This is a genomic window from Chitinophaga flava (assembly GCF_003308995.1).
GTDB lineage: Bacteria > Bacteroidota > Bacteroidia > Chitinophagales > Chitinophagaceae > Chitinophaga > Chitinophaga flava.
In genome coordinates, this window is sequence record NZ_QFFJ01000001.1 from 1,789,514 (window position 1) to 1,808,809 (window position 19,296).

The 19,296-nt window shown below is 46.6% G+C and carries 13 protein-coding genes; 4 read left to right on the forward strand and 9 right to left on the reverse strand.

Annotated features, from left to right (window positions below; translation table 11 throughout):
- The first annotated feature begins 273 nt into the window (after nucleotides 1–273).
- Together DF182_RS07130 and DF182_RS07135 are read left to right on the forward strand one after the other, a co-directional pair.
- Nucleotides 274–1,152 carry a rhomboid family intramembrane serine protease gene (locus DF182_RS07130; protein ID WP_113614959.1) on the forward strand — a complete coding sequence of 293 codons (879 nt, stop codon included), beginning with the start codon at nucleotides 274–276 and terminating at the stop codon, nucleotides 1,150–1,152.
- Nucleotides 1,152–2,411, forward strand: a complete 1,260-nt coding sequence (locus tag DF182_RS07135) for a 4-hydroxy-3-methylbut-2-enyl diphosphate reductase (RefSeq protein WP_262511095.1) — start codon at nucleotides 1,152–1,154, stop codon at nucleotides 2,409–2,411. The genes DF182_RS07130 and DF182_RS07135 overlap by 1 nt, the downstream gene beginning before the upstream one ends.
- A 278-nt stretch (nucleotides 2,412–2,689) precedes the next feature.
- Here the strand turns inward: DF182_RS07135 and DF182_RS07140 are convergent, their stop codons facing one another.
- The 7 genes from DF182_RS07140 to DF182_RS07170 all read right to left on the reverse strand — a co-directional run bounded on the left by DF182_RS07140 (nucleotide 2,690) and on the right by DF182_RS07170 (nucleotide 15,534).
- Entirely contained in the window at nucleotides 2,690–3,454 is a 765-nt protein-coding gene (locus tag DF182_RS07140) for a LytR/AlgR family response regulator transcription factor (protein ID WP_113614961.1), read from the reverse strand.
- 49 nt (nucleotides 3,455–3,503) lie between these two features.
- Nucleotides 3,504–5,453 (reverse strand): tetratricopeptide repeat-containing sensor histidine kinase, encoded by a 1,950-nt coding sequence (locus tag DF182_RS07145; protein ID WP_113614962.1) that lies wholly within the window; start codon nucleotides 5,451–5,453, stop codon nucleotides 3,504–3,506.
- 623 nt (nucleotides 5,454–6,076) lie between these two features.
- A complete protein-coding gene (gene cmk / locus DF182_RS07150) occupies nucleotides 6,077–6,766 on the reverse strand; it encodes a (d)CMP kinase (protein WP_113614963.1) in 690 nt (229 codons plus the stop codon).
- A 75-nt stretch (nucleotides 6,767–6,841) separates the two neighbouring features.
- Nucleotides 6,842–8,392: a T9SS type A sorting domain-containing protein gene (locus tag DF182_RS07155; RefSeq protein WP_113614964.1), complete on the reverse strand. Its 1,551-nt coding sequence runs from the start codon at nucleotides 8,390–8,392 to the stop codon at nucleotides 6,842–6,844.
- Between the two features lie 46 nt (nucleotides 8,393–8,438).
- Nucleotides 8,439–10,676 (reverse strand): hypothetical protein, encoded by a 2,238-nt coding sequence (locus DF182_RS07160; RefSeq protein ID WP_113614965.1) that lies wholly within the window; start codon nucleotides 10,674–10,676, stop codon nucleotides 8,439–8,441.
- A 101-nt stretch (nucleotides 10,677–10,777) separates the two neighbouring features.
- On the reverse strand, nucleotides 10,778–12,490 hold the full coding sequence (locus tag DF182_RS07165; protein WP_147243367.1) for a hypothetical protein: 1,713 nt from the start codon (nucleotides 12,488–12,490) through the stop codon (nucleotides 10,778–10,780).
- Between the two features lie 509 nt (nucleotides 12,491–12,999).
- Nucleotides 13,000–15,534, reverse strand: a complete 2,535-nt coding sequence (locus tag DF182_RS07170) for an ATP-dependent Clp protease ATP-binding subunit (RefSeq protein WP_113614967.1) — start codon at nucleotides 15,532–15,534, stop codon at nucleotides 13,000–13,002.
- Nucleotides 15,535–15,843: 309 nt separating this feature from the next.
- Here DF182_RS07170 and DF182_RS07175 point away from each other — a divergent pair, with 309 nt between their 5' ends.
- Both DF182_RS07175 and DF182_RS07180 read left to right on the forward strand, forming a co-directional pair.
- A complete protein-coding gene (locus DF182_RS07175) occupies nucleotides 15,844–16,218 on the forward strand; it encodes an STAS domain-containing protein (RefSeq protein WP_113614968.1) in 375 nt (124 codons plus the stop codon).
- A 77-nt stretch (nucleotides 16,219–16,295) separates the two neighbouring features.
- A complete protein-coding gene (locus tag DF182_RS07180) occupies nucleotides 16,296–17,204 on the forward strand; it encodes a ribonuclease Z (RefSeq protein ID WP_113614970.1) in 909 nt (302 codons plus the stop codon).
- Between the two features lie 73 nt (nucleotides 17,205–17,277).
- Here the strand turns inward: DF182_RS07180 and dapA are convergent, their stop codons facing one another.
- Nucleotides 17,278–18,153: a 4-hydroxy-tetrahydrodipicolinate synthase gene (gene dapA, locus DF182_RS07185; RefSeq protein WP_113616801.1), complete on the reverse strand. Its 876-nt coding sequence runs from the start codon at nucleotides 18,151–18,153 to the stop codon at nucleotides 17,278–17,280.
- Between the two features lie 82 nt (nucleotides 18,154–18,235).
- Nucleotides 18,236–19,189 carry an acetyl-CoA carboxylase carboxyltransferase subunit alpha gene (locus DF182_RS07190; RefSeq protein WP_211327071.1) on the reverse strand — a complete coding sequence of 318 codons (954 nt, stop codon included), beginning with the start codon at nucleotides 19,187–19,189 and terminating at the stop codon, nucleotides 18,236–18,238.
- Nucleotides 19,190–19,296 lie beyond the last annotated feature (107 nt).

Consider the following 19,296-nt stretch of genomic DNA (forward strand, 5'->3'; position numbering starts at 1 on the left):
AAAACCCCAATTCACTGAAGTATTTAACGTTCTTTTCAGATTTTATTTAAACACATGCATAAAATTTCTCTTTTGAAGACATTTTTTACTTTTTTACGACAACAGAAAAAGGAATAATTTTTGCCCCTTTTTTCACAACCAGAATAGTAAAAATTTGTTATCTATTCAGTGTCCAATGAATATTTGTTTGCAGTAAAAAACTATAAATTTCATCAACTGAAAATCTCTATGAATGGATGTAAAATCCCGGATTTTTTATCTTAATTTGTGTATATGAACGGGACCTCATTTCAATCGGATATTCGTTATTGGCTAAGGCAAGGCAACACAGTCAATCATTTGCTCCTCTGGAATATTGTTGTTTTTCTCGGGATCAATATATTGTATATCGTTAATACGTTCTACCCCACCAACACTTTATTTTCCTGGACATATGACCAGCTTGCCCTTCACTCGCAGCTGAACACCTTCATCAGAAAACCATGGGGGCTGATCACCTATATGTTTACCCATGTAGAGATCTTCCACATTTTTTTCAATATGCTGAACCTTTACTGGTTTGGTAACCTTTTCCGGGGCTTCCTGGGCAACAAACGCGTGCTTCCCCTCTATCTGATGGGCGGCATCTCCGGTGGCCTCCTGTACATGCTCTGCTATAACCTCTTCCTGCCCGGCTTCCCGTCCGGCATGATCGGCGCTTCTGCCTCCGTTATGTGCATCCTGGTAGCCTGCGCCACCCTGATGCCCAACTACGAAATAGGCCTGCTCTTCCTGGGTAATATCAGGCTGAAATGGCTGGCCCTTGGCCTCATCGCCCTCGGCATCATCTCCATCCCAAGGGGCAACCTGGGTGGTATCATCTCCCATATGGGCGGCGCTCTGTTCGGTTTCTTCTACATCAGAATACTGCAAAATGGTACCGACCTCTGTAAACCTCTTATCTGGCTTTTTGATCCTGAAACCAGAAAAGAAGGCCAGCAACAACAGGCCCGGTCCAAACCTAAAAAATCCCCGCTCAAAGTGGTGAAAAAACCGGAAGACAACAACCAGCTGCGCCTCGACCAGCTGCTCGACAAAATCAACGAAAAAGGTTACCAAAGCCTCAGCGCTGAAGAAAAAGCCTGGTTGGATAAAGTCAGCAAAGAAAACTGATTAACTTTGCCTTTCAACTTTTTGCCCATTTACGCATGAAAACATTCAATGTTCCGGTTATATATCGCAGTCCGCTGATCAGCGCCATCAAAAACCAACGCAAACAGCAGGACCGCATGAAAAAGGACTTTACGCCCACTACGCTTGACTTTGGTCCGCTTAAAATACTGCTTGCCCGCCATTTCGGCTTCTGCTATGGAGTGGAAAACGCCATCGAAATAGCGTTTAAAACAGTGGACGAAAACCCGGACAAACGTATTTTCCTGCTCAGCGAAATGATCCACAACCCACATGTGAATAACGACCTGCTGGACCGTGGCGTGCAGTTTATCATGGACACCGCCGGCAACCAGCTGGTACCCTGGGAAACACTCCAACCCGATGATATCGTGATCATTCCCGCCTTTGGCACCACCATTGAAACGGAAAACAAACTGGCCTCCCTCGGCATAGAACCACTGAAATACAATACTACTTGCCCCTTTGTGGAAAGAGTATGGAACAAAGCGGAACAAATCGGTAAAAAACAATATACCGTCATCGTGCATGGCAAACCCAAACACGAAGAAACCAGGGCCACCTTCTCCCACAGCCAGTCCAACACCCCTACCGTAGTGGTAAAAGACATGGCTGAAACCGAAAAACTGGCCCGCTTCATCACCGGCGAAACACCGGCAGATGCCTTTTATGAGCAGTTCAAAGGGCAGTATTCACCCGGTTTTGATGTCACCAAAGACCTGCAGCGTGTAGGCGTGGTAAACCAGACTACCATGCTGGCTACCGAAACACAGGCCATCGCTGACTATATCCGACAGGTAATGATGGACCGTTACGCCCTCACAGAGGCCACTGCAGGCGAACGTTTTGCGGATACCCGCGATACGCTCTGTTATGCCACCAATGACAACCAAAGCGCCGTTATCGGTATGCTGGAAGCACCTGCTGACCTAGCGATTGTAGTAGGCGGCTATAACAGCTCCAATACCTCCCACCTGGTAGAACTCTGCGAAGAGAAGCTGCCCACCTATTTTATCAACGCTCCGGAACAAATGGTAGCGACAGACAAAATCAACCACTGGGATTTCCATCATAAAACAGAAATTCACAGTGATACTTTTTTACCAGAAAAAGAACAGGTGACCATACTCCTGACCAGTGGCGCCTCCTGCCCCGATGCACTGGTAGAAGGTGTCATCCGCCGGCTGCTGTCGTTTTACGGACTGGAGCATAAAGCAGACGAACTCGCCATCATTGACTAATAATTGCTATCTGTAACAGGATTAATAACAATATTACTATAACAAAAAAGACACCAGAAGGTGTCTTTTTTCTTTGGGGCTAATCACGCTAGTAATGCAGAGAATTAAATTTTTATATAGCGTTAAAATGAAATCTTAACTCAAATGTAAACCATCCAGAAAAGGGACGCAACAGCCATTTATTATCCGGTAGCATATTGACCATAAGTGGTATGAATAAGCATAAAATCGGAAACCACTTTTTCGCTGAAGATAAGGGACATAGCCGTTTTCACCGGTTAGAACTGCATAGCCCTCTTCAGAAAATCGGCCTTACGCCTTCTGGAAACTTCCACCTGCGCCCCGTCACTCATCAGTGCAAACCCTCCTTCTCCCTGGATATAGGACTGCATCTGCTGCAGGTTGATAAGATGGGAATTATGCACCCTGAAAAAATCGACATCTGCCAGGAGTTCTTCAAACTCCTTCAGCGGACGGGACACCATCAGGTTTTTCTTGTCTGTAAAGAAAATGCGGGTATAGTTGCCGGTTGATTCACAACGTACAATATTCTGTACCGGCATAAACACGAGCCCGTTGATAGTGGGCAGGGCAATCTTTTTATGTGATTGCTGGAGTGTTTTCATGTTTTGCAGGAACACATCCATCGGAGATGTTCCGTTCTCTTTCTGCCGGTGTTGTTTTTTCTCCCGGCATTTGTCCAGGGCATCTTGCAGTTCCTTTACACTGAAGGGTTTAAGGAGATAGTCCAGCGCATTGAACTTAATCGCTTTGAGGGCGTATTGTTCATATGCAGTGGTAAAAATAACGTCGAAGGCAACCTTTTCATACTGTTTCAACAATTCAAATCCGTTCTGGTGAGGCATTTCCACGTCAAGGAATACCAGGTCGGGATGAAGTTCATCCACCAGTTCTTTTGCTTCTTTCACTCCTTTGGCTGATCCAACGATCTCTACTCCGGGGCACTTCTTTAATAACATGGTCTGCAAGGCATCAATACAATGTTGCTCATCATCTACGATGATAGCTTTTATATCGCTCATGCTGTGTAGGTTTAGTGCGAGCAGGCATCAGGCCGTCCGCAATTTTTTGCTAAAATATAAATTCGGCTGGTAAAACGATCGTTACCATGGTACCGGCAGGTTGACCAGCCGGATCTTCCAGGTCTGTTACGGTTACTTTTGCTTCCTTATTATTGATCTTCCGGATCAGGTCAATCCGGCCTTCCGTCACTTTCATACCGACGGAATTATGCATTTTATCCTTTTTTTCTTTTATTTCCATGGCTTTACGCCGGCCGATGCCATTGTCGGTAATAGTACAAACCAGACTTCTGCTTTTCAGCATTATTTCCACATCCAGTAATCCCATATCGGCATTTTTATGTACCAGGCCATGCCAGATCGCGTTTTCCACATAAGGTTGCAGGATCATCGGCGGGATGAGGACTTCTTCATCATTGATTTCGGGATCTACCCGTATACTGTACTCAAATATACCATTACAGCGTAAAGATTCCAGATCGAGGTACAGGCGGAGCGATTCCAGTTCTTTATTAAGCGTCACAAAAGTATGCTGGGTATTGTCCAGGATAAGACGCATCAGACGGGAGAATTTGGTGAGATAGTCAGATGCTTCTTCCTGATTATTACTCCAGATATACCGATGGATAGAGCTGAGACAATTAAAGATAAAATGCGGATTCATCTGGGAACGAAGGGACTTCAGTTCCAGTTGCAGGGTTTGTTTGTTGGCTTCCAGGTTGCGGTGGCGGATATAAAAGAACCCACCTACAATGGACATCAGGAGGAAACCTGCGAGGGTGAAGATGAACATGACGTTACGTTTGGTCCTTAGTTCATTCACCATTTTATCATGTTCCAATGTTTTGATCTGGTTATCTTTCCGGTCTACCTCATAGATGGCCTGCATCTGTTTGAGGGCCATGGCCGATTTTTCGTTGAGGATACTGTCTTTATAAAGTAGTGATTTATCGGCGGCGTCCATAGACCTTTTGAAATCGCCACTAACTTTATAATCGGCTGACAGGGCCTTGTAAGCATCCATGAGCATAGACTTGAAGTTCCAGAACATGCTGAGATCGATGGACTGCTGCATATAGTTCCGGGCTTCTTCATGTTTGTTCTGGGCGCTGAGCAACTTACCGATGTTGAGATAACTTTCGGCCACATGTACTTTATCATCTACCTTATCATTGACTGTCAGGGCCTTCTGAAGGTAGTCCATAGCGGCGCTGTAGTCTTTTTTCTCTTTGTAGGTAGCACCGAGGGCGTTATAACATATAGCCATTCCCGTAGGATTGTCGATTCTCTGGTTGACGACCAGGGAGCGGCGGTAATACATAATAGCCAGGTCCAGTTTATTCTGCCCCTGGTAGGCATATCCGAGGTTACCCAGGTTGATGGCCACGCCCAGGTCGTTATGGCTTTGTTCTTCCAGTTTAAGGGCGCGGTTGAAATGGCGGATAGCATCGTCATAGTTTTCGGCTGTCAGCTGGATATTGCCGATACTATTGGTGGCCACGCAGATATTACGGACATCGTTGATTTTTTCGGCCAGCTGGAGTGCGTGGAGATGGTAATCGAAGGCCTGCTGTAGTTTGTCCTGGCGCCGGCTGTCTACCCCGGCGTTATTAAAGGATAGGCACATCAGCAGGGTATCATTGGCTTCTTCTGCAAATTTGATGGCTTTTTCGTGATAATCTTCAGCGAGGAGGTACTGGGATTTGTTTCTTTTGACAGTACCCAGTTCATTGAAAATGAGGACCAGGCTTCTGGTAGCGCGTAGTTTCTGGGCCAGCGGCAAAGCGTCCTGCCAGAAGAGGTTTTCCGTTTTATGGCTCTCGAAATAGCGGGCATGTTGTTTACCTTTCCTGATCAGCAGGGATATTTTGCCGGTATCATTGGGCAGCATACGGATGGAGTCGAGGGTGTGGTAGATCCGCAGGGAATCCTGTGCAGATGCGGCCCAACAAGCGCCGATAACGAGCAAGCCTAAAATCCATAGACCTTTTACAGACATTAGCAGAACAGTGTGACCACACAATTTAAAGAAGAATTACGAATTACGGATTACAAATTACGAATCAGGGGTATTATTCAGGTGTGAAGCTGATTCTTCCCAAAAAGCGAAAGGGCGAAAGAATTCGCCCCTTCTTCCTATTAACCGAATACACCTACTGAAAACATGGAACGGTCATGGCAAGCCATGCCATCCCACATTTCTCTTTATGCCTTACAGCAGTGATTACACTGCGCAGGGCGAGTTTTATATATAGATAAGTTCAATAATCGGTTAATAGCAAAAGGTCCTTGTGGATATAGTCAGGATAAGACTTTCATAGGACAGCGACATATATATTATACGCGTCCAGCGTTCACAAATTCAATGGTTGTGTCTTATTCAATGTTATACGTTCAGGCACAGGTGCCAGGGGCGCATCACATTATTCAGCATAAATACCCAGGCAATCTTTTAGGTCCGATGAGGCATGAAAAACCGGGTCAGGTATTGACATAGTTTTGCATACACAAAAAATAGCAGGAAATTCTTCAGGATGTGGAAAATTATTGAGATGGTCCGCTGGTGGTTAGGCAGGGACAAGGCAAATGTATAAAACACTTTTAATAAAAGAAAATATTATTTCATGAAGTATGGGCCATTATGGCATCTTCCACCCATTGCATTACCAGGTCCATCTGTTCTTCGCGGCTTAACTGGCTGTTATCCAGGATGATAGCATCTTCGGCTTTGCGGAGCGGGCTGATTTCGCGATTGGCATCGATATAATCTCTCAGCTCCAGATTTTCCTTTACTTCCTCGATGGAGATGTTTTTATTCTTTTCATACAGCTCTTTAAAGCGGCGTTCTACCCGGATGGAGATATCTGCCGTCATAAATATCTTGAGCTCGGCATGCGGGAATACAACAGTACCGATATCGCGGCCATCCATCACGATGCCTTTGCGGGTACCCATTTTTTTCTGCTGTGCTACGGCAAACTCCCGTACTTCTTTTACGGCAGCTACTTCACTTACTTTTTCTGCGACGAGCATTTCGCGTATCAGGTGCTCCACATTTTCACCATTGAGGTGCATTTCGCTGGCACCGGTGAGGGTGTTGTACAGGAATTCGAGGTGAATATCTGCCAACGCAGCTACTACAGCAGGCTGAGAAGCCCAGTCTACACGGTTCTGCATGAAATAGAGCGTAATAGCACGATACATGGCACCACTATCTATATACACATAGTCCAGTTTCCTGGCCATTTGTTTTGCCAATGTACTTTTGCCACAAGAGGAGTAGCCATCTATCGTGATAATTATTCTTTTCAAACTTGCTCTTTTTGGATCGCCTACAGAAATAACCCTACAAAATTGAGGGAATTATGCGAAAAAAGCAAACGCTCCTTATTCCACCACGATTACCTTGCAGGTATAAGCCACCTTCATGGTCTCTTTATGATAGATGACCATAAAGTAAGTACCAGCTGGCATATCGCTCACGTTGAGGTCATTATCCTGCTGTATATCGTACTGGCGCATCAACTGGCTCCAGGTATCGCGGAGCTGCATAAACAGCGGGCCTCTTATGCCACGGATACGTACCCTGAACTTGCCATTGTTCGGATTCGGGAATACATCGATCTGTACAAATGGTGGCACCGCCCTGATTTCGGAGTATACTTCCTTGCCGCTTCTGGACACAGCCTTGATACGGTAATAGGTCCAGCCATCGTAATCGTTGAGGTCCTGGAGGGTATAGCTGAGCGGCACATTGCTGTTGCCGTTGAGTGCTTTGGTAGGTACAGTGGCAATTTTTGTGAACACTTCTTCTCTTTCGTATCTGCGTTCCACTTCAAACAACAGATTGTTGACTTCCCTGCTGGTGGTCCAGTCGAGCTGCACCATGAGCGGTGCTATACGATAAGCTTCGAAGAGCAGGAATACTGCAGGTTTTGCTTTGCTGACCAATACTGTTTTAGAGAAATATTCACTGGCGCCGAGGCCGGTGAAAGTGCGCATATGCATGGTGGCCGGGTCTGCCAGGCCGTTGGTAGTAAGGGTGCCGGGTTTGGGCAGGGCTGCAATATAAGGCACCTGGTCCCATACTCCGCCGGTAAAACGGGTGATGTAACTACTATCACGGGCAGCAGCATAGCCAGGCAGTTCGTCTTTATCCATGTGCTGGAGTATCACCGTAGCTTCACCACCGGTATTGTCTGTGCGGGTGATGTTCCAGGTTCTGTTGACGAAGCTGTCGCGGTAGGCGCGGCCGCCTGCAGCAACGGTGTACACACTGTCGTAGGCACGCACACTGAACATATCGGTAGCGCCTGACAACAGAATAGCTGCCGGGGAATAGTTATCAGTAGAAGTACCTACGGGGAATACCACTTTGGCAGCAGCATCGTTTATGCCTGTCCGGTAGAGTGCGCCACCGGCAAAACCGGGGCCATTCACCACAAACTTCCTATCGTTGTATCCGGTAATAGTGCCGGGATTGTTTTCTCCTACCTGGAGATTCCAGCCGTTGAGGAAAATATAACCATTGGTGAAATGCAGGTTGTTTCTGATTTTGAGATCGCTGAGATCATCGAGTAGCAGTCCTGCGGAATTGTCGAGTTCGATGTTGGGGAAACTTGTACCCTGCCTGGAGGCAAGGCTATAACTGCCGAAAACCGTCTGCTGACCCATATTGCCATACAGCGGATTCAGGGCAGAGAAGAGGAATTTACCACCTATACCAGAGCGGCCATCGGCACTTTCATCAGGCAACGTAGCACCGTTACCGTTAGTCCACTTTTTGCTAAGGAAATATAAAGTAGTGGAAGGATTAGATCCGAAGATCCCATTATTCGTGAGATCAGAAAACACACCGGAATTGCCGGACAGCCATACAGAGCCACCGGCGGGGATGAAGACACCCTGCTGTGCAGATGCTGTAAATGCACTGCCCATCAAACATATTATTAATATCGCAAGTAGATGTCTCTTCAAAACTCAATTATTGAATAACGGTGACGTTGAATTTGATATTTGTGGTAGAGTTATATGTAGCTGAACCAGCATTAACTAAACAGATTCTGATACTATTATTGCTACCAACTCTTGCCCAACCAATCAACAATACGGAACTCCCAGGTGCTGGAAAATCTGCAGTGGGGGTCACAATCACACTTCCATCTGTATTCAATGCAGGTGTTCCGGCTGGCACCGTAAGGGTTGCTATATATTGTTTTTGCGCAGCGATTGTATTAGATCCCGGCACATAAGTGACCTGGAATTTATACATACCGCTCAATGGTGTGGCATTCTGTCCCATTTTAAAAGTGCCATTCACGTCAAGGTTTGCAGCGGGGTTATTGGTTCCAATTCCCAGTTCTTTATTGGTATTGTCCCAGAAGAGGTTATTGGCATCCTGGCTAATTTCTGTAGATGCATCACTGGTACGATAGCCAAATGGGATGGCACCGACAGGGATACTATTATCTCCAAGCGTGGTCACCACTTTATACCAGGGGTTACCAGTGTTTGCTGTCAGTGGAGCCTGTCCACCCTGCCATTCTCTGAGCGCCAGTGTATTTTTGTCGAAGTAAAGTTGAGTGGTATAGTTACCGGATTTAAAAGCAAGTGCACTCCAGGCCCATGCTGTGGTACCTGAAGGCCCATTCGTTACTGGTCCGGCACCAGACCCTGTCACTGCCGGATCAGGACCTTGCCATATTTTCATGCGGTAACGGGCATCCGGGGCGTCTGCCTTAGTGATATCCGTTGTTTTTAATGTTTCATAGGAGGCGCCACCAGTAATATCCGGAGCGGGGGTATACATTTGTGTGGTCGTGTTCCATTTTAATACGTCACCATCATTGGGGGCAGTTGTGGCTACTGCATTATTCTGGATCTTATTGGCGTTCCAGATGTTTTTGCTGCTGTCCACTTTGATGAGCCAGGTTCTGTCGGCAGACAGATCCTGTTCTCCTGTGGCGCCGAAATCGATGACGCCGCTGCCAGCTACCAGCTTGATTTTTCTGGTACTAATCGGGTTTTGTGTTACGATCACATCACCATTTGTATTGATGGAGAGCATTTTTGCATTGGCAGCGCCAGGTGCAACAGAAGCCAGGTTGCTGAGCCGGAGACCGGAGGTGAAACCAGTTTCATTGAGGCCGGCAGCCTGACTGGTTATTTCCAGTTTATTTTTAGGGGCGTTGGTGCCCAGACCCAGGGCTGTTTTGGCATTATCCCAGAAGAACTGCCCGTTGAATTGCGTTACCAGGCCGGAGGCTCCGATGAAAGGCACAGAGCCGGTGGTAAGGTTGGTTAAAGAGAGGCCGTTGGCAACGGATACGGTAGAAGAAAAAGAGCCCGTTGCTGCGGTTAAACCACCTCCTGCGGTTATGTTACCTCCTACTCTTACGGCCGTACCAACATCTGCGTAACCGGAGATGTTAAAATCTGCGGTTTGCGGCGAAGTTCCATTGATGATAAATCCGGTTCCTCCGGATGCTGGAGCTTTGGGCTCCCATTGTGTACCATTAAAGGTAAGTACCTGGTTAGCAGCAGGCGCTGTAGCAGACACCGGTACAGAAGCCAGTTTATTGGCGTTCCAGATGGCAGCGTCTTTGTCTGCATCAATGGTGAATGTTGGGTTGGTGTTCAGGTTTTGGGTAGCGGTAGTAGTGCTTTTCATACCGATACCAGCCTGTAAGGTGACTGTACTGGCCCAGGGCAGGTAAAAGGACGCGTAATCGGCTGCCAGTGGAGCAATATTACCAGCGGCATCCGGCTTACGGCCGGCGAAAGTGAGCACACCCGTATTGCTGATGGCCCCTGCCGCATCGATATTGATACCGGTGCCTGCAGAGAAAGCGGCCCTGGCCCTTGCGTTGGTAAAGTACAGATTGGTGGTTCCTTCAGGAATGTTGTCTGTAGTGATTCCGGAGAAATCGGCTACTTTTTTCCACGCACCGGCAGCTTTGATATAGAGGCATTTTTCTCCAGCGTCTGTTACATACACAAACATACCATCGGCAGCATTGAATAGTGCTCCTCCGGCAGTAATGGCACTTTTAGGAACCCTGTTGAGCAACAGCCCCTGGCTGTCGCTGTTCAGTTCCAGCAAAGCATCTTTACGGATTTGTGTAGGTTGAAGGCCCAGTTTCAGCTGCTGGGCAGCGGAGCTGACAGAAAACAGGATGCCCATTCCCAGTATGGGTAAATATCTTAAAGCAATCATCTTCATAAATTACGGTTGCGGGAAATCGGTAAAACAGACAAAACAGCTGATAACGGTAAGGTATAAACGCTTTTTACAAAAAGCGTTTATACCTTACCGTTATAGAATTATTTTCTGATGATAAACCAGTTGGCACCATCGGACTGCAGTGTTACGAAAGTCCAGTCGTTATAAATGAAGTAGTCGGTTCCATCTTCAATACGTTCGGCACCGTTAGGCAGGATCTGTAAGGATCTGGCCAGGGTACCGCCGATTTTTTTAACAGTGATCACCCTTCCTTTTCTGCCTACAGCAGTGAGCAGGGTTACTTTACGGTCGCCACCGGAGCAGTCTACCAGGATGGTGTTATCTGCATCGGTCATAGGGTGGTCTGCAGAAACGTTCACGATGTTCATGGATACAGAACCAGCCACCTGCAGAGTAGAGTTGGCAAGTGCAGTAGTATCACCAACAATTACTTTGGTGCGTACAGCCAGGTCATCGTTCAGTTTCTTGTTTCCTTTGAAAGTCTGGTCGCCATTGGACATCAGACCTCTGTCGGTAAGTGGGGTAGCTGTTGGGATGTGGAGTGTCACAGTTTGGGTAGCAGCATCCTGTGTAAAGTGCACATCTGGTCCCTGAATACCGTTGTTAATAGTTACATCCGGGCCTTTAAGACCGTTGATAGTATTGATTACCGGATTGAAGGCAGAAGCAGGCAATGTTTTCTTTATTACTTCACCTGTGGTTCCCAGCATGAGCACATCCAGGTCTGTGGCAGTACCTGCGGCAACGCTGCCCAGGGTCACTTTACCTTTCAGTTCGGAGGTAGTTCCTACCTGTAATGATTTATTGATAACCGCATCATCTTTGAGGAGGGTAGCACCGGTAACGGTGAGGCCGGAGCTGATAGTACCGGAACCATCTACGATGAGGTTGTTTTTAAATGTTTTGTTACCGCCGATGTTCTGGTCGGTAGCTGTTAATGCACCCGGGTTGGTAGCATCAGCAGCGTGGAGGGCCAGGGACGGGTTACCAGCAATGGTGGTAATACTCAGACCGTTGGCATTAGGGGTAGTATTGAAGCCGGTGATCACCAGTGCTTTGGTAGCCTGATCGAAACGCAGATAATCGGCTTTGGTGAGGAGACCTACTGTTTTAGTACCATCCTGTGTAGCGATAGTGAGTTTATGGTCGCCAGCGCCATCGTGAGCGAAGCTATAGTCAGCCGCATCTGTAGACAGTGTCTGGGCTGCAGTTTTATCACCATTCAGTGAATTGATGGCGGTGGTGAAGGCAGACTCGCTGATTGTTCGTCTGGACACCTTACCAGTTGTAGGATCTACCAGTAATACATCTACACCCGTGGTTACGAGGTCCAGTTTTTTGAAGAAGGCATAACCGTTGTCGATGATGAGACCATCAACGCCCTGGCCTTTTAATACGAGAGGAACGCTGCCGGCGTTGGTACCGATGAAGTTACCTGCTACAGCATCGTTTCCGGTGAGTTTCCAGTTACTGTTCGCATCGGCGTTGTTAGCCATTTTTTCCCAGGCACCATTTCTTCTGATGTAGAGACCTTTGTCAGTGGCGGGTGCGGGAGGAGCCGGATCATAATAAACGATCATACCATCTGGAGGTGTGAGGGCGTCGATATCACTGAACTGTTTCAGGCGGGGCAGTAAGAGACCCTGTCTGTCTGATTCCAGTTCCAATACGGAGGCTTTGTTTATTTTGGTTGGGTGATCACCCACTTTAAGCTGCGCGTAGGTATCGGTAGCAAGAAGCGCGAGGCCTCCCAGTAACATACCGCGAAGTGCGACGTGTAAAGGTTTAGTCATGGTATAAGGATAAATAGTTTAAATGATCTTCCAAGCCAGGCATGACCAGCTTGTTTTATATCGTTGTGTATTCAGTTAAAGGAAGTAGAATAAAGATATAGATAATTTTATAATATATATAGGAATAAATGCATACACAATTCCTAAACAATAAATAACAGAGGTTAATATTTATTGATACAACAAAAGTACGCATAAGTAATTTTTTAAAAATGACACTATTATGCTATATTTTATATTTTCATAATATCATAAAACCGGAGTTATTTCATGATTTCAGGGCTTTGAGATCGATTTCAACGAGGAGGATGTGGGCTGCAAACATAGTGCAGCAGCCGAACTTATCTTGAAAAAACTAAAGTTAACATGAACATGTTAGGACAGCCTTGATAAATGGGATTTAATGGCCATTTTTTGCCAAAATACAGGATGATGAATACTAAAAAGCTATAAAAAAAGAGGCTGTCTTAATAATAAGACAGCCTCCTGGATAATATGTATTGCGTTATTTACGCTTCAGATTTCTCTGATTTGCTTTTGGAAGAATTGTTCTGTAAGGTGAACACCAGTTTCTGGTTTTCTTTGTCGAGGTCAGCAACCAGGACATCGCCATCATGGATGTTCATATTCAGAATTTCTTCTGCCAGCGGGTCTTCCAGGTATTTCTGGATGGCCCTGTGAAGTGGTCTGGCGCCGAACTGCTGGTCGTAGCCTTTGTCTGCGAGGAAGCCTTTTGCTTCGTCTGTCAGTTCGAGGCTGAAGCCCAGGTTGTTGAGGCGTTTGAGCACGCTCTTCATGGTGATATCGATGATGGTATAGATATGTTCTTTGCTCAGAGAGTTAAAGATGATCACATCATCGATTCTGTTAAGGAATTCCGGAGAGAAGGTCCTTTTCAGTGCTTTTTCGATCACTGATTTGGTATTTTCCTCTTCGCTCATTGATTTAGCGGAGGTGGTGAACCCTACGCCGGCGCCGAAGTCTTTTAACTGGCGGGCACCGATGTTGGAGGTCATGATGATGAGGGTATTTTTGAAATCCACTTTACGGCCGAGGCCATCGGTGAGGATACCATCATCGAGCACCTGCAGGAGGAGGTTATAGATATCCGGATGTGCTTTTTCGATTTCGTCGAGCAGGATTACGGAGTATGGTTTGCGCCGAACTTTTTCGGTCAGCTGACCACCTTCTTCATATCCTACATATCCCGGAGGCGCACCAATGAGGCGGCTTACAGAGAATTTCTCCATGTATTCACTCATGTCTATACGGATGAGTGCTTCATCGGAGTCGAACATGTAGCGGGCCAGGGATTTGGCCAGCTCTGTTTTACCTACACCGGTAGGACCGAGGAAGATAAAGGTACCGATTGGTTTTTTCGGATCTTTCAGGCCTACGCGGTTACGTTGGATAGCTTTGGTGACTTTGCTGATAGCATCGTCCTGGCCAACCACGGCGCCTTTGAGATCTTCGCCCATGCGGCGGAGTTTCTCTGTTTCGGCCTGTACCATCCTTTTTACAGGGATACCGGTCATCATGCTGACAACTTCCGCGATAGCTTCTTCGTCGATCGGGTAGCGTTTATGTTTCACTTCTTCTTCCCACATGGCTTTAGCGCGTTCCAGGTCTTCACCCAGTTTCTTTTCAGTATCGCGCAGCGCAGCGGCTTCTTCGAAGCGTTGACTTTTAACGACTTTATTTTTTTCCTGCTTGATGTCTTCGATCTGTTTTTCCAGGTCGAGGATATTCTGCGGCACGTTGATGTTTTTGAGGTGTACTCTGGCGCCTACTTCATCGAGTACGTCTATGGCCTTGTCGGGCAACAGGCGGTCGGTCATGTAGCGGTCGCTGAGTTTCACGCATGCATCGATGGCAGCATCGGTATAGCTTACGTTATGATATTCTTCATAACGGGGCTTGATATTATTGAGGATCTGTATGGTTTCTTCCACGCTGGGTGGTTCTACCATTACTTTCTGGAAACGGCGGTCCAGGGCGCCGTCTTTCTCGATATACATGCGGTATTCGTCCAGTGTGGAGGCACCGATGCATTGGAGTTCGCCTCTGGCGAGGGCTGGTTTGAATATGTTGGAGGCATCGAGGGAGCCGGAAGCACCGCCTGCACCTACGATGGTATGAATTTCGTCGATGAACAGGATAACATCACGGTTCTTTTCGAGTTCGTTCATGATGGCCTTCATCCTTTCTTCAAACTGGCCGCGGTATTTGGTACCGGCTACCAGGGCAGCGAGGTCGAGGCTTACCACCCGTTTGTCGAACAGTACGCGGGACACTTTACGCTGAACGATGCGCAGCGCGAGGCCTTCCACGATGGCTGTTTTACCCACACCGGGTTCGCCAATAAGGATGGGGTTGTTCTTTTTACGGCGTGACAGGATCTGGGAAACGCGTTCAATTTCCTGTTCGCGGCCTACTATGGGGTCAAGGCTGCCACTTTCGGCCAGCTTAGTGATATCCCTACCAAAGTTATCCAGTACGGGCGTTTTGGACTTGGTATTGGTTTGTTTGGCTTTGGAAGCGTAACTCTTTCTTTCGTCTTCAAACTCTTCTTCGCCCGGATCGTCGAATTCTGATTTAGGGTCAGCAGACTTTACAAAGCCCAGTTCGTTTTTAAAAGTATCGTAGTCCACGTCAAATTGTTGTAAGATTTGTGTACAAACGTTTTCCTTGTTCTTGAGTATGGAAAGCATGAGGTGTTCGGTTTCCACGGTAGCACTTTTAAGTGCTTTAGCTTCGAGGACCGTAACCCTGATGACTTTCTCAGCCTGTCTGGTCAGGGGGAGACTGTTAATATTGGCGATATTTTTTCCAGTCTTATCTTTTACAGCTAATTCTACTTCTTTACGTAATTCGTATAGGTCTACGTTTAAAGCCTGCAGAATCTTTACGGCCGTGCCTTCGCCTTCGCGAATAATACCTAACAGCAGGTGTTCAGTACCGATGAAATCATTTCCCAGGCGTAAAGCTTCCTCTCTGCTGAACGAAATGATCTCCTTAACTTGCGGTGAAAAATTCTGGTCCATTGTGAGAATATTAAATGATCAAAAACCCTTACGGGGGCTTGCTTATACAATAATAACGAATAATTATGAACTTAAATTATCAGCTATTTTCTTTAGTTGAAGTTATTCCTTTTTTACACTCAAACAACTTACACTTTAATAGTATAAGAATTATTTTTGTGGAGAAGCGGGTATAAGCATTCAAAATTATTTACGAGGAAAAAGCGGCTTTTGTTTTTGATCTCCTTTTTATTTAGTTTTTAAATAGGCTGGGTTTCCCTCTTTTTTAAATTGATTTTTTTACTAAATGTATAAAACAACGTCCAACGCATGAAATTCAAAATTGATACCAAAGAAAAAATTGTTGTTTTTTGTCCTGAAGAAGCTGCTTTGGATGCTAATTTGTCAGATCAGTTTGTTACTACCCTGAGCACACTGCCAGAGCTTAGCACCCGCAATCTCATACTGGACTTGAAATTGGTGGAAAAAATGGACGATTCCGGCATTCAAGCCATTTTAACAGTATACCAGCATATATATGACAATAGCCGTTCCTGCGCCATCACTGGCCTTAACAGTGCTTTAACAAAGGAGCTGAAGGAAGCAGGTGGCGATATGCTCAACATCGCACCTACCATGGCAGAAGCCATAGACCTGATTATGATGGAAGAGCTGGAAAGAGAGCTTCTGGACGGAATGGATTAATAAAGCGCTGCCTGTTTCAGCTTTTAGCCGGAGAAGCCGGTTAATGCAGGAAGCAGGCTGCCAAACGTTTTACTTTTATGTTTGCAGTTACAATATTAGGCAACAACTCTGCCATACCCACGTTGGACAGACACCCTACCGCACAGATCATCACATGCGACGACCAATTATTATTGGTGGATTGCGGAGAAGGAACACAGCTACAGATCGCTAAATACCGGATTAAACGTACCAAACTACGGTACATTTTTATCAGCCATTTGCATGGTGATCACTATTTCGGACTGATAGGTTTGCTGAATACCCTGAACCTGATGGGGCGGACCGAACCACTCAGTATCTATGCCCCACCGGAACTGGAACCTATCATCCAGCTGCAGCTGGACTGCTCCGGCACGATGTTGCAGTATGAACTGTCATTTGTGCCGCTGCAGGCGGGCTACAGCGGCGTTATTCTGGAAGACAAGGACCTCACCGTGAGCTGTTTTCCTACCCAGCACCGGATTTCCTGCTTTGGTTTTTCCATCAGCATGCAGAAAAAAAAGCGGAAACTAATACCAGAGCAGGCCAAAGCCTACGAGATTCCGGCTGCCTACTACGGTAAACTGCAGGAAGGAGCGGATTATACCCGTAAAGACGGCAGCATCGTTAAAAACGACTGGGTGACCCTGCCTCCCGTAAAAGGCAAGCGGTATGTGTATTGTGCAGATACCCTGTACGATACCGGCCTGCTGCCCTGGCTGAAAGATGCCGATCTGGTTTATCATGAGACAACCTATCTGCATGACCTGGAAACACGGGCGGCAGAGCGTTTTCACAGCACCACCGTGCAGGCCGCTTCCCTGGCCGCAGCAGCCGGTGCCAAAAAACTGCTGATAGGTCATTTCTCCTCCAAATACACTGACCTTCAGCCTTTCCTGGAAGAAACACGGCCTGTATTTGCATCAACAGATATCGCGGAAGAAGGCGTCACTTATTACGTATAACACAGCATTATTAACCACATAAAAAAGAGCGAAGAAAAATTCTTCGCTCTTTTTTTATGTCTGTATAATCTGTTTAGTATTGTTTGAGATACGCTCCTATCTGCTGATATACTGCATCATCCGCAGGTAAAACCGGCAGGCGGAATTTATTTTCGATGATGCCGGCATGGCTCAGAAATGCTTTGATGCCAGTAGGGTTGTTCTCGCAGAACATCAGGTCAAAACCTTTCAGCATTTTGTAGTGCAGTGCGCGGGCAGCAGGGAAATTATTCCCCAGTGCAGCATTTACCATAGCGGAGAAATCCTTTGCAAAGTAGTTAGCAGCCACAGAGATCACGCCGTCCATGCCGCAGGCGAGCTGGGCGAGGGCGAGGGCATCATCCCCACTGAGCACGAGGAAACCTTCCGGTTTGTCGCGAATGATCTGCATGCACTGTGCCATATCACCGGAAGCTTCTTTCATAGCGATGATATTTTCCACTTCGTGCGCCAGACGCAGCGTGGTTTCTGCGGTCATGTTGCGGCCTGTACGACCGGGTACGTTGTAGAGAATGATTGGCTTGGGAGAAGCTGCAGCAATAGTTTTATAGTGCTGAATGATACCTTCCTGGGTAGGTTTGCTGTAGTAAGGGGATACGCTAAGGATAGCGGCCGCTTCATCCAGTGGGCATTTTTCCAGTCTTTTTACCACATCCCGGGTATTATAATCGCCGATGCCAACAACCACCGGCACCCGCTTCGACACCTTTTCGAAAGTGAATTTTATCAAATCCAGCTTTTCATCTGCAGAAAGAGTGGGCGTTTCGCCGGTAGTGCCTAAAGACACAACGTAGTCTACGCCGCCATCGATCACATAATTGATCAGCTTTTCCAAAGCATTCCAGTCTATGCTTTCATCTGCTTTAAAGGGTGTAACCAATGCCACCCCGGTGCCTTTTAACTGTTCCATATTGTGTTTACGGGAAAAAAATAAAAATTCGAATTCCGAAGGCCGAAATTCGAATTTTTTATCGTGATCTCTAAATTTTTTTTTAGTGTTCTTCGTAAAAGCCCATACCAGAGAACTTATCGATCCTTTGTTCGATACGTACATCGGGATCAATTTTCTTCAGTTCTGCGAGTGTTTCTTTGATATAAGTTTTGAGGATGCTGGCCATCTCATCGGGGTTTACGTGGGCACCACCGAGCGGTTCACGGACAACACCATCTACCAGACCGAATTTTTTCATGTAGTCAGGCGTGAGTTTGAGCTCTTCGGCCGCTTTCTCTTTGAAGTTCCAGCTACGCCAGAGGATGGTGGAGCAGTTTTCGGGAGAGATAACAGTATACCAGCTGTTTTCCAGCATTACCACCTTGTCGCCGATACCGATGCCTAAAGCGCCACCGGAAGCACCTTCACCGATGATAACGCAGATCACCGGAACACGGAGTTTCACCATTTCGAAGATATTGCGGGCAATGGCTTCTGCCTGTCCTCTTTCTTCAGCTTCCAGGCCCGGATAAGCGCCGGGAGTATCGATGAGGGTAACAATAGGCTTGTTGAATCTTTCCGCCAGTTTCATGAGGCGAAGCGCCTTACGGTAACCTTCAGGGTTGGCCATACCAAAGTTCCTGAGCTGGCGCATTTTAGTGTTCACGCCTTTCTGCTGACCGATAAACATCACGGTTTCTCCATCCAGGTCAGCAAAGCCACCTACCATGGCTTTGTCGTCTTTCACATTCCGGTCGCCGTGCAGTTCCACGAAGTTGGTGCACATTTTTTCGATATACGCCAAAGTATACGGCCTATCCGGATGACGGCTGAGCTGTACACGCTGGAAGGCAGTGAGATGGGTGTAGATGTTGAGACGGGTGTCCTCAATTTTCTGCTCATATTCTTTCACAGTGGCAGAAACATCCACCCCGGATTTTTCACCATTCTCCTTCAGCTTAGCCAGCTGGTCATATAAATCCGCGATAGGTTTTTCGAAATCCAGGAATTGCATAATTTGTTTAATTGGTTAAAGATCGGGTGTAAAGATAGTGCTGAAAATTTTTTTTAAAAAAGATTTGCTTAATTGGGAACTTTGTTGCTATCTTTGCAATCCCAAAA

Bases quoted from the DNA above. Each gene is read 5' to 3' on its own strand.
- DF182_RS07130 (WP_113614959.1), top strand. From the start codon at position 274: ATGAACGGGACCTCATTTCAATCGGATATTCGTTATTGGCTAAGGCAA.
- DF182_RS07140 (WP_113614961.1), bottom strand. From the start codon at position 3,454: ATGAGCGATATAAAAGCTATCATCGTAGATGATGAGCAACATTGTATT.
- DF182_RS07145 (WP_113614962.1), bottom strand. From the start codon at position 5,453: ATGTCTGTAAAAGGTCTATGGATTTTAGGCTTGCTCGTTATCGGCGCT.
- DF182_RS07155 (WP_113614964.1), bottom strand. From the start codon at position 8,392: ATGGGCAGTGCATTTACAGCATCTGCACAGCAGGGTGTCTTCATCCCC.
- DF182_RS07160 (WP_113614965.1), bottom strand. From the start codon at position 10,676: ATGAAGATGATTGCTTTAAGATATTTACCCATACTGGGAATGGGCATC.
- DF182_RS07165 (WP_147243367.1), bottom strand. From the start codon at position 12,490: ATGACTAAACCTTTACACGTCGCACTTCGCGGTATGTTACTGGGAGGC.
- DF182_RS07170 (WP_113614967.1), bottom strand. From the start codon at position 15,534: ATGGACCAGAATTTTTCACCGCAAGTTAAGGAGATCATTTCGTTCAGC.
- DF182_RS07175 (WP_113614968.1), top strand. From the start codon at position 15,844: ATGAAATTCAAAATTGATACCAAAGAAAAAATTGTTGTTTTTTGTCCT.
- DF182_RS07180 (WP_113614970.1), top strand. From the start codon at position 16,296: ATGTTTGCAGTTACAATATTAGGCAACAACTCTGCCATACCCACGTTG.
- dapA (WP_113616801.1), bottom strand. From the start codon at position 18,153: ATGGAACAGTTAAAAGGCACCGGGGTGGCATTGGTTACACCCTTTAAA.
- DF182_RS07190 (WP_211327071.1), bottom strand. From the start codon at position 19,189: ATGCAATTCCTGGATTTCGAAAAACCTATCGCGGATTTATATGACCAG.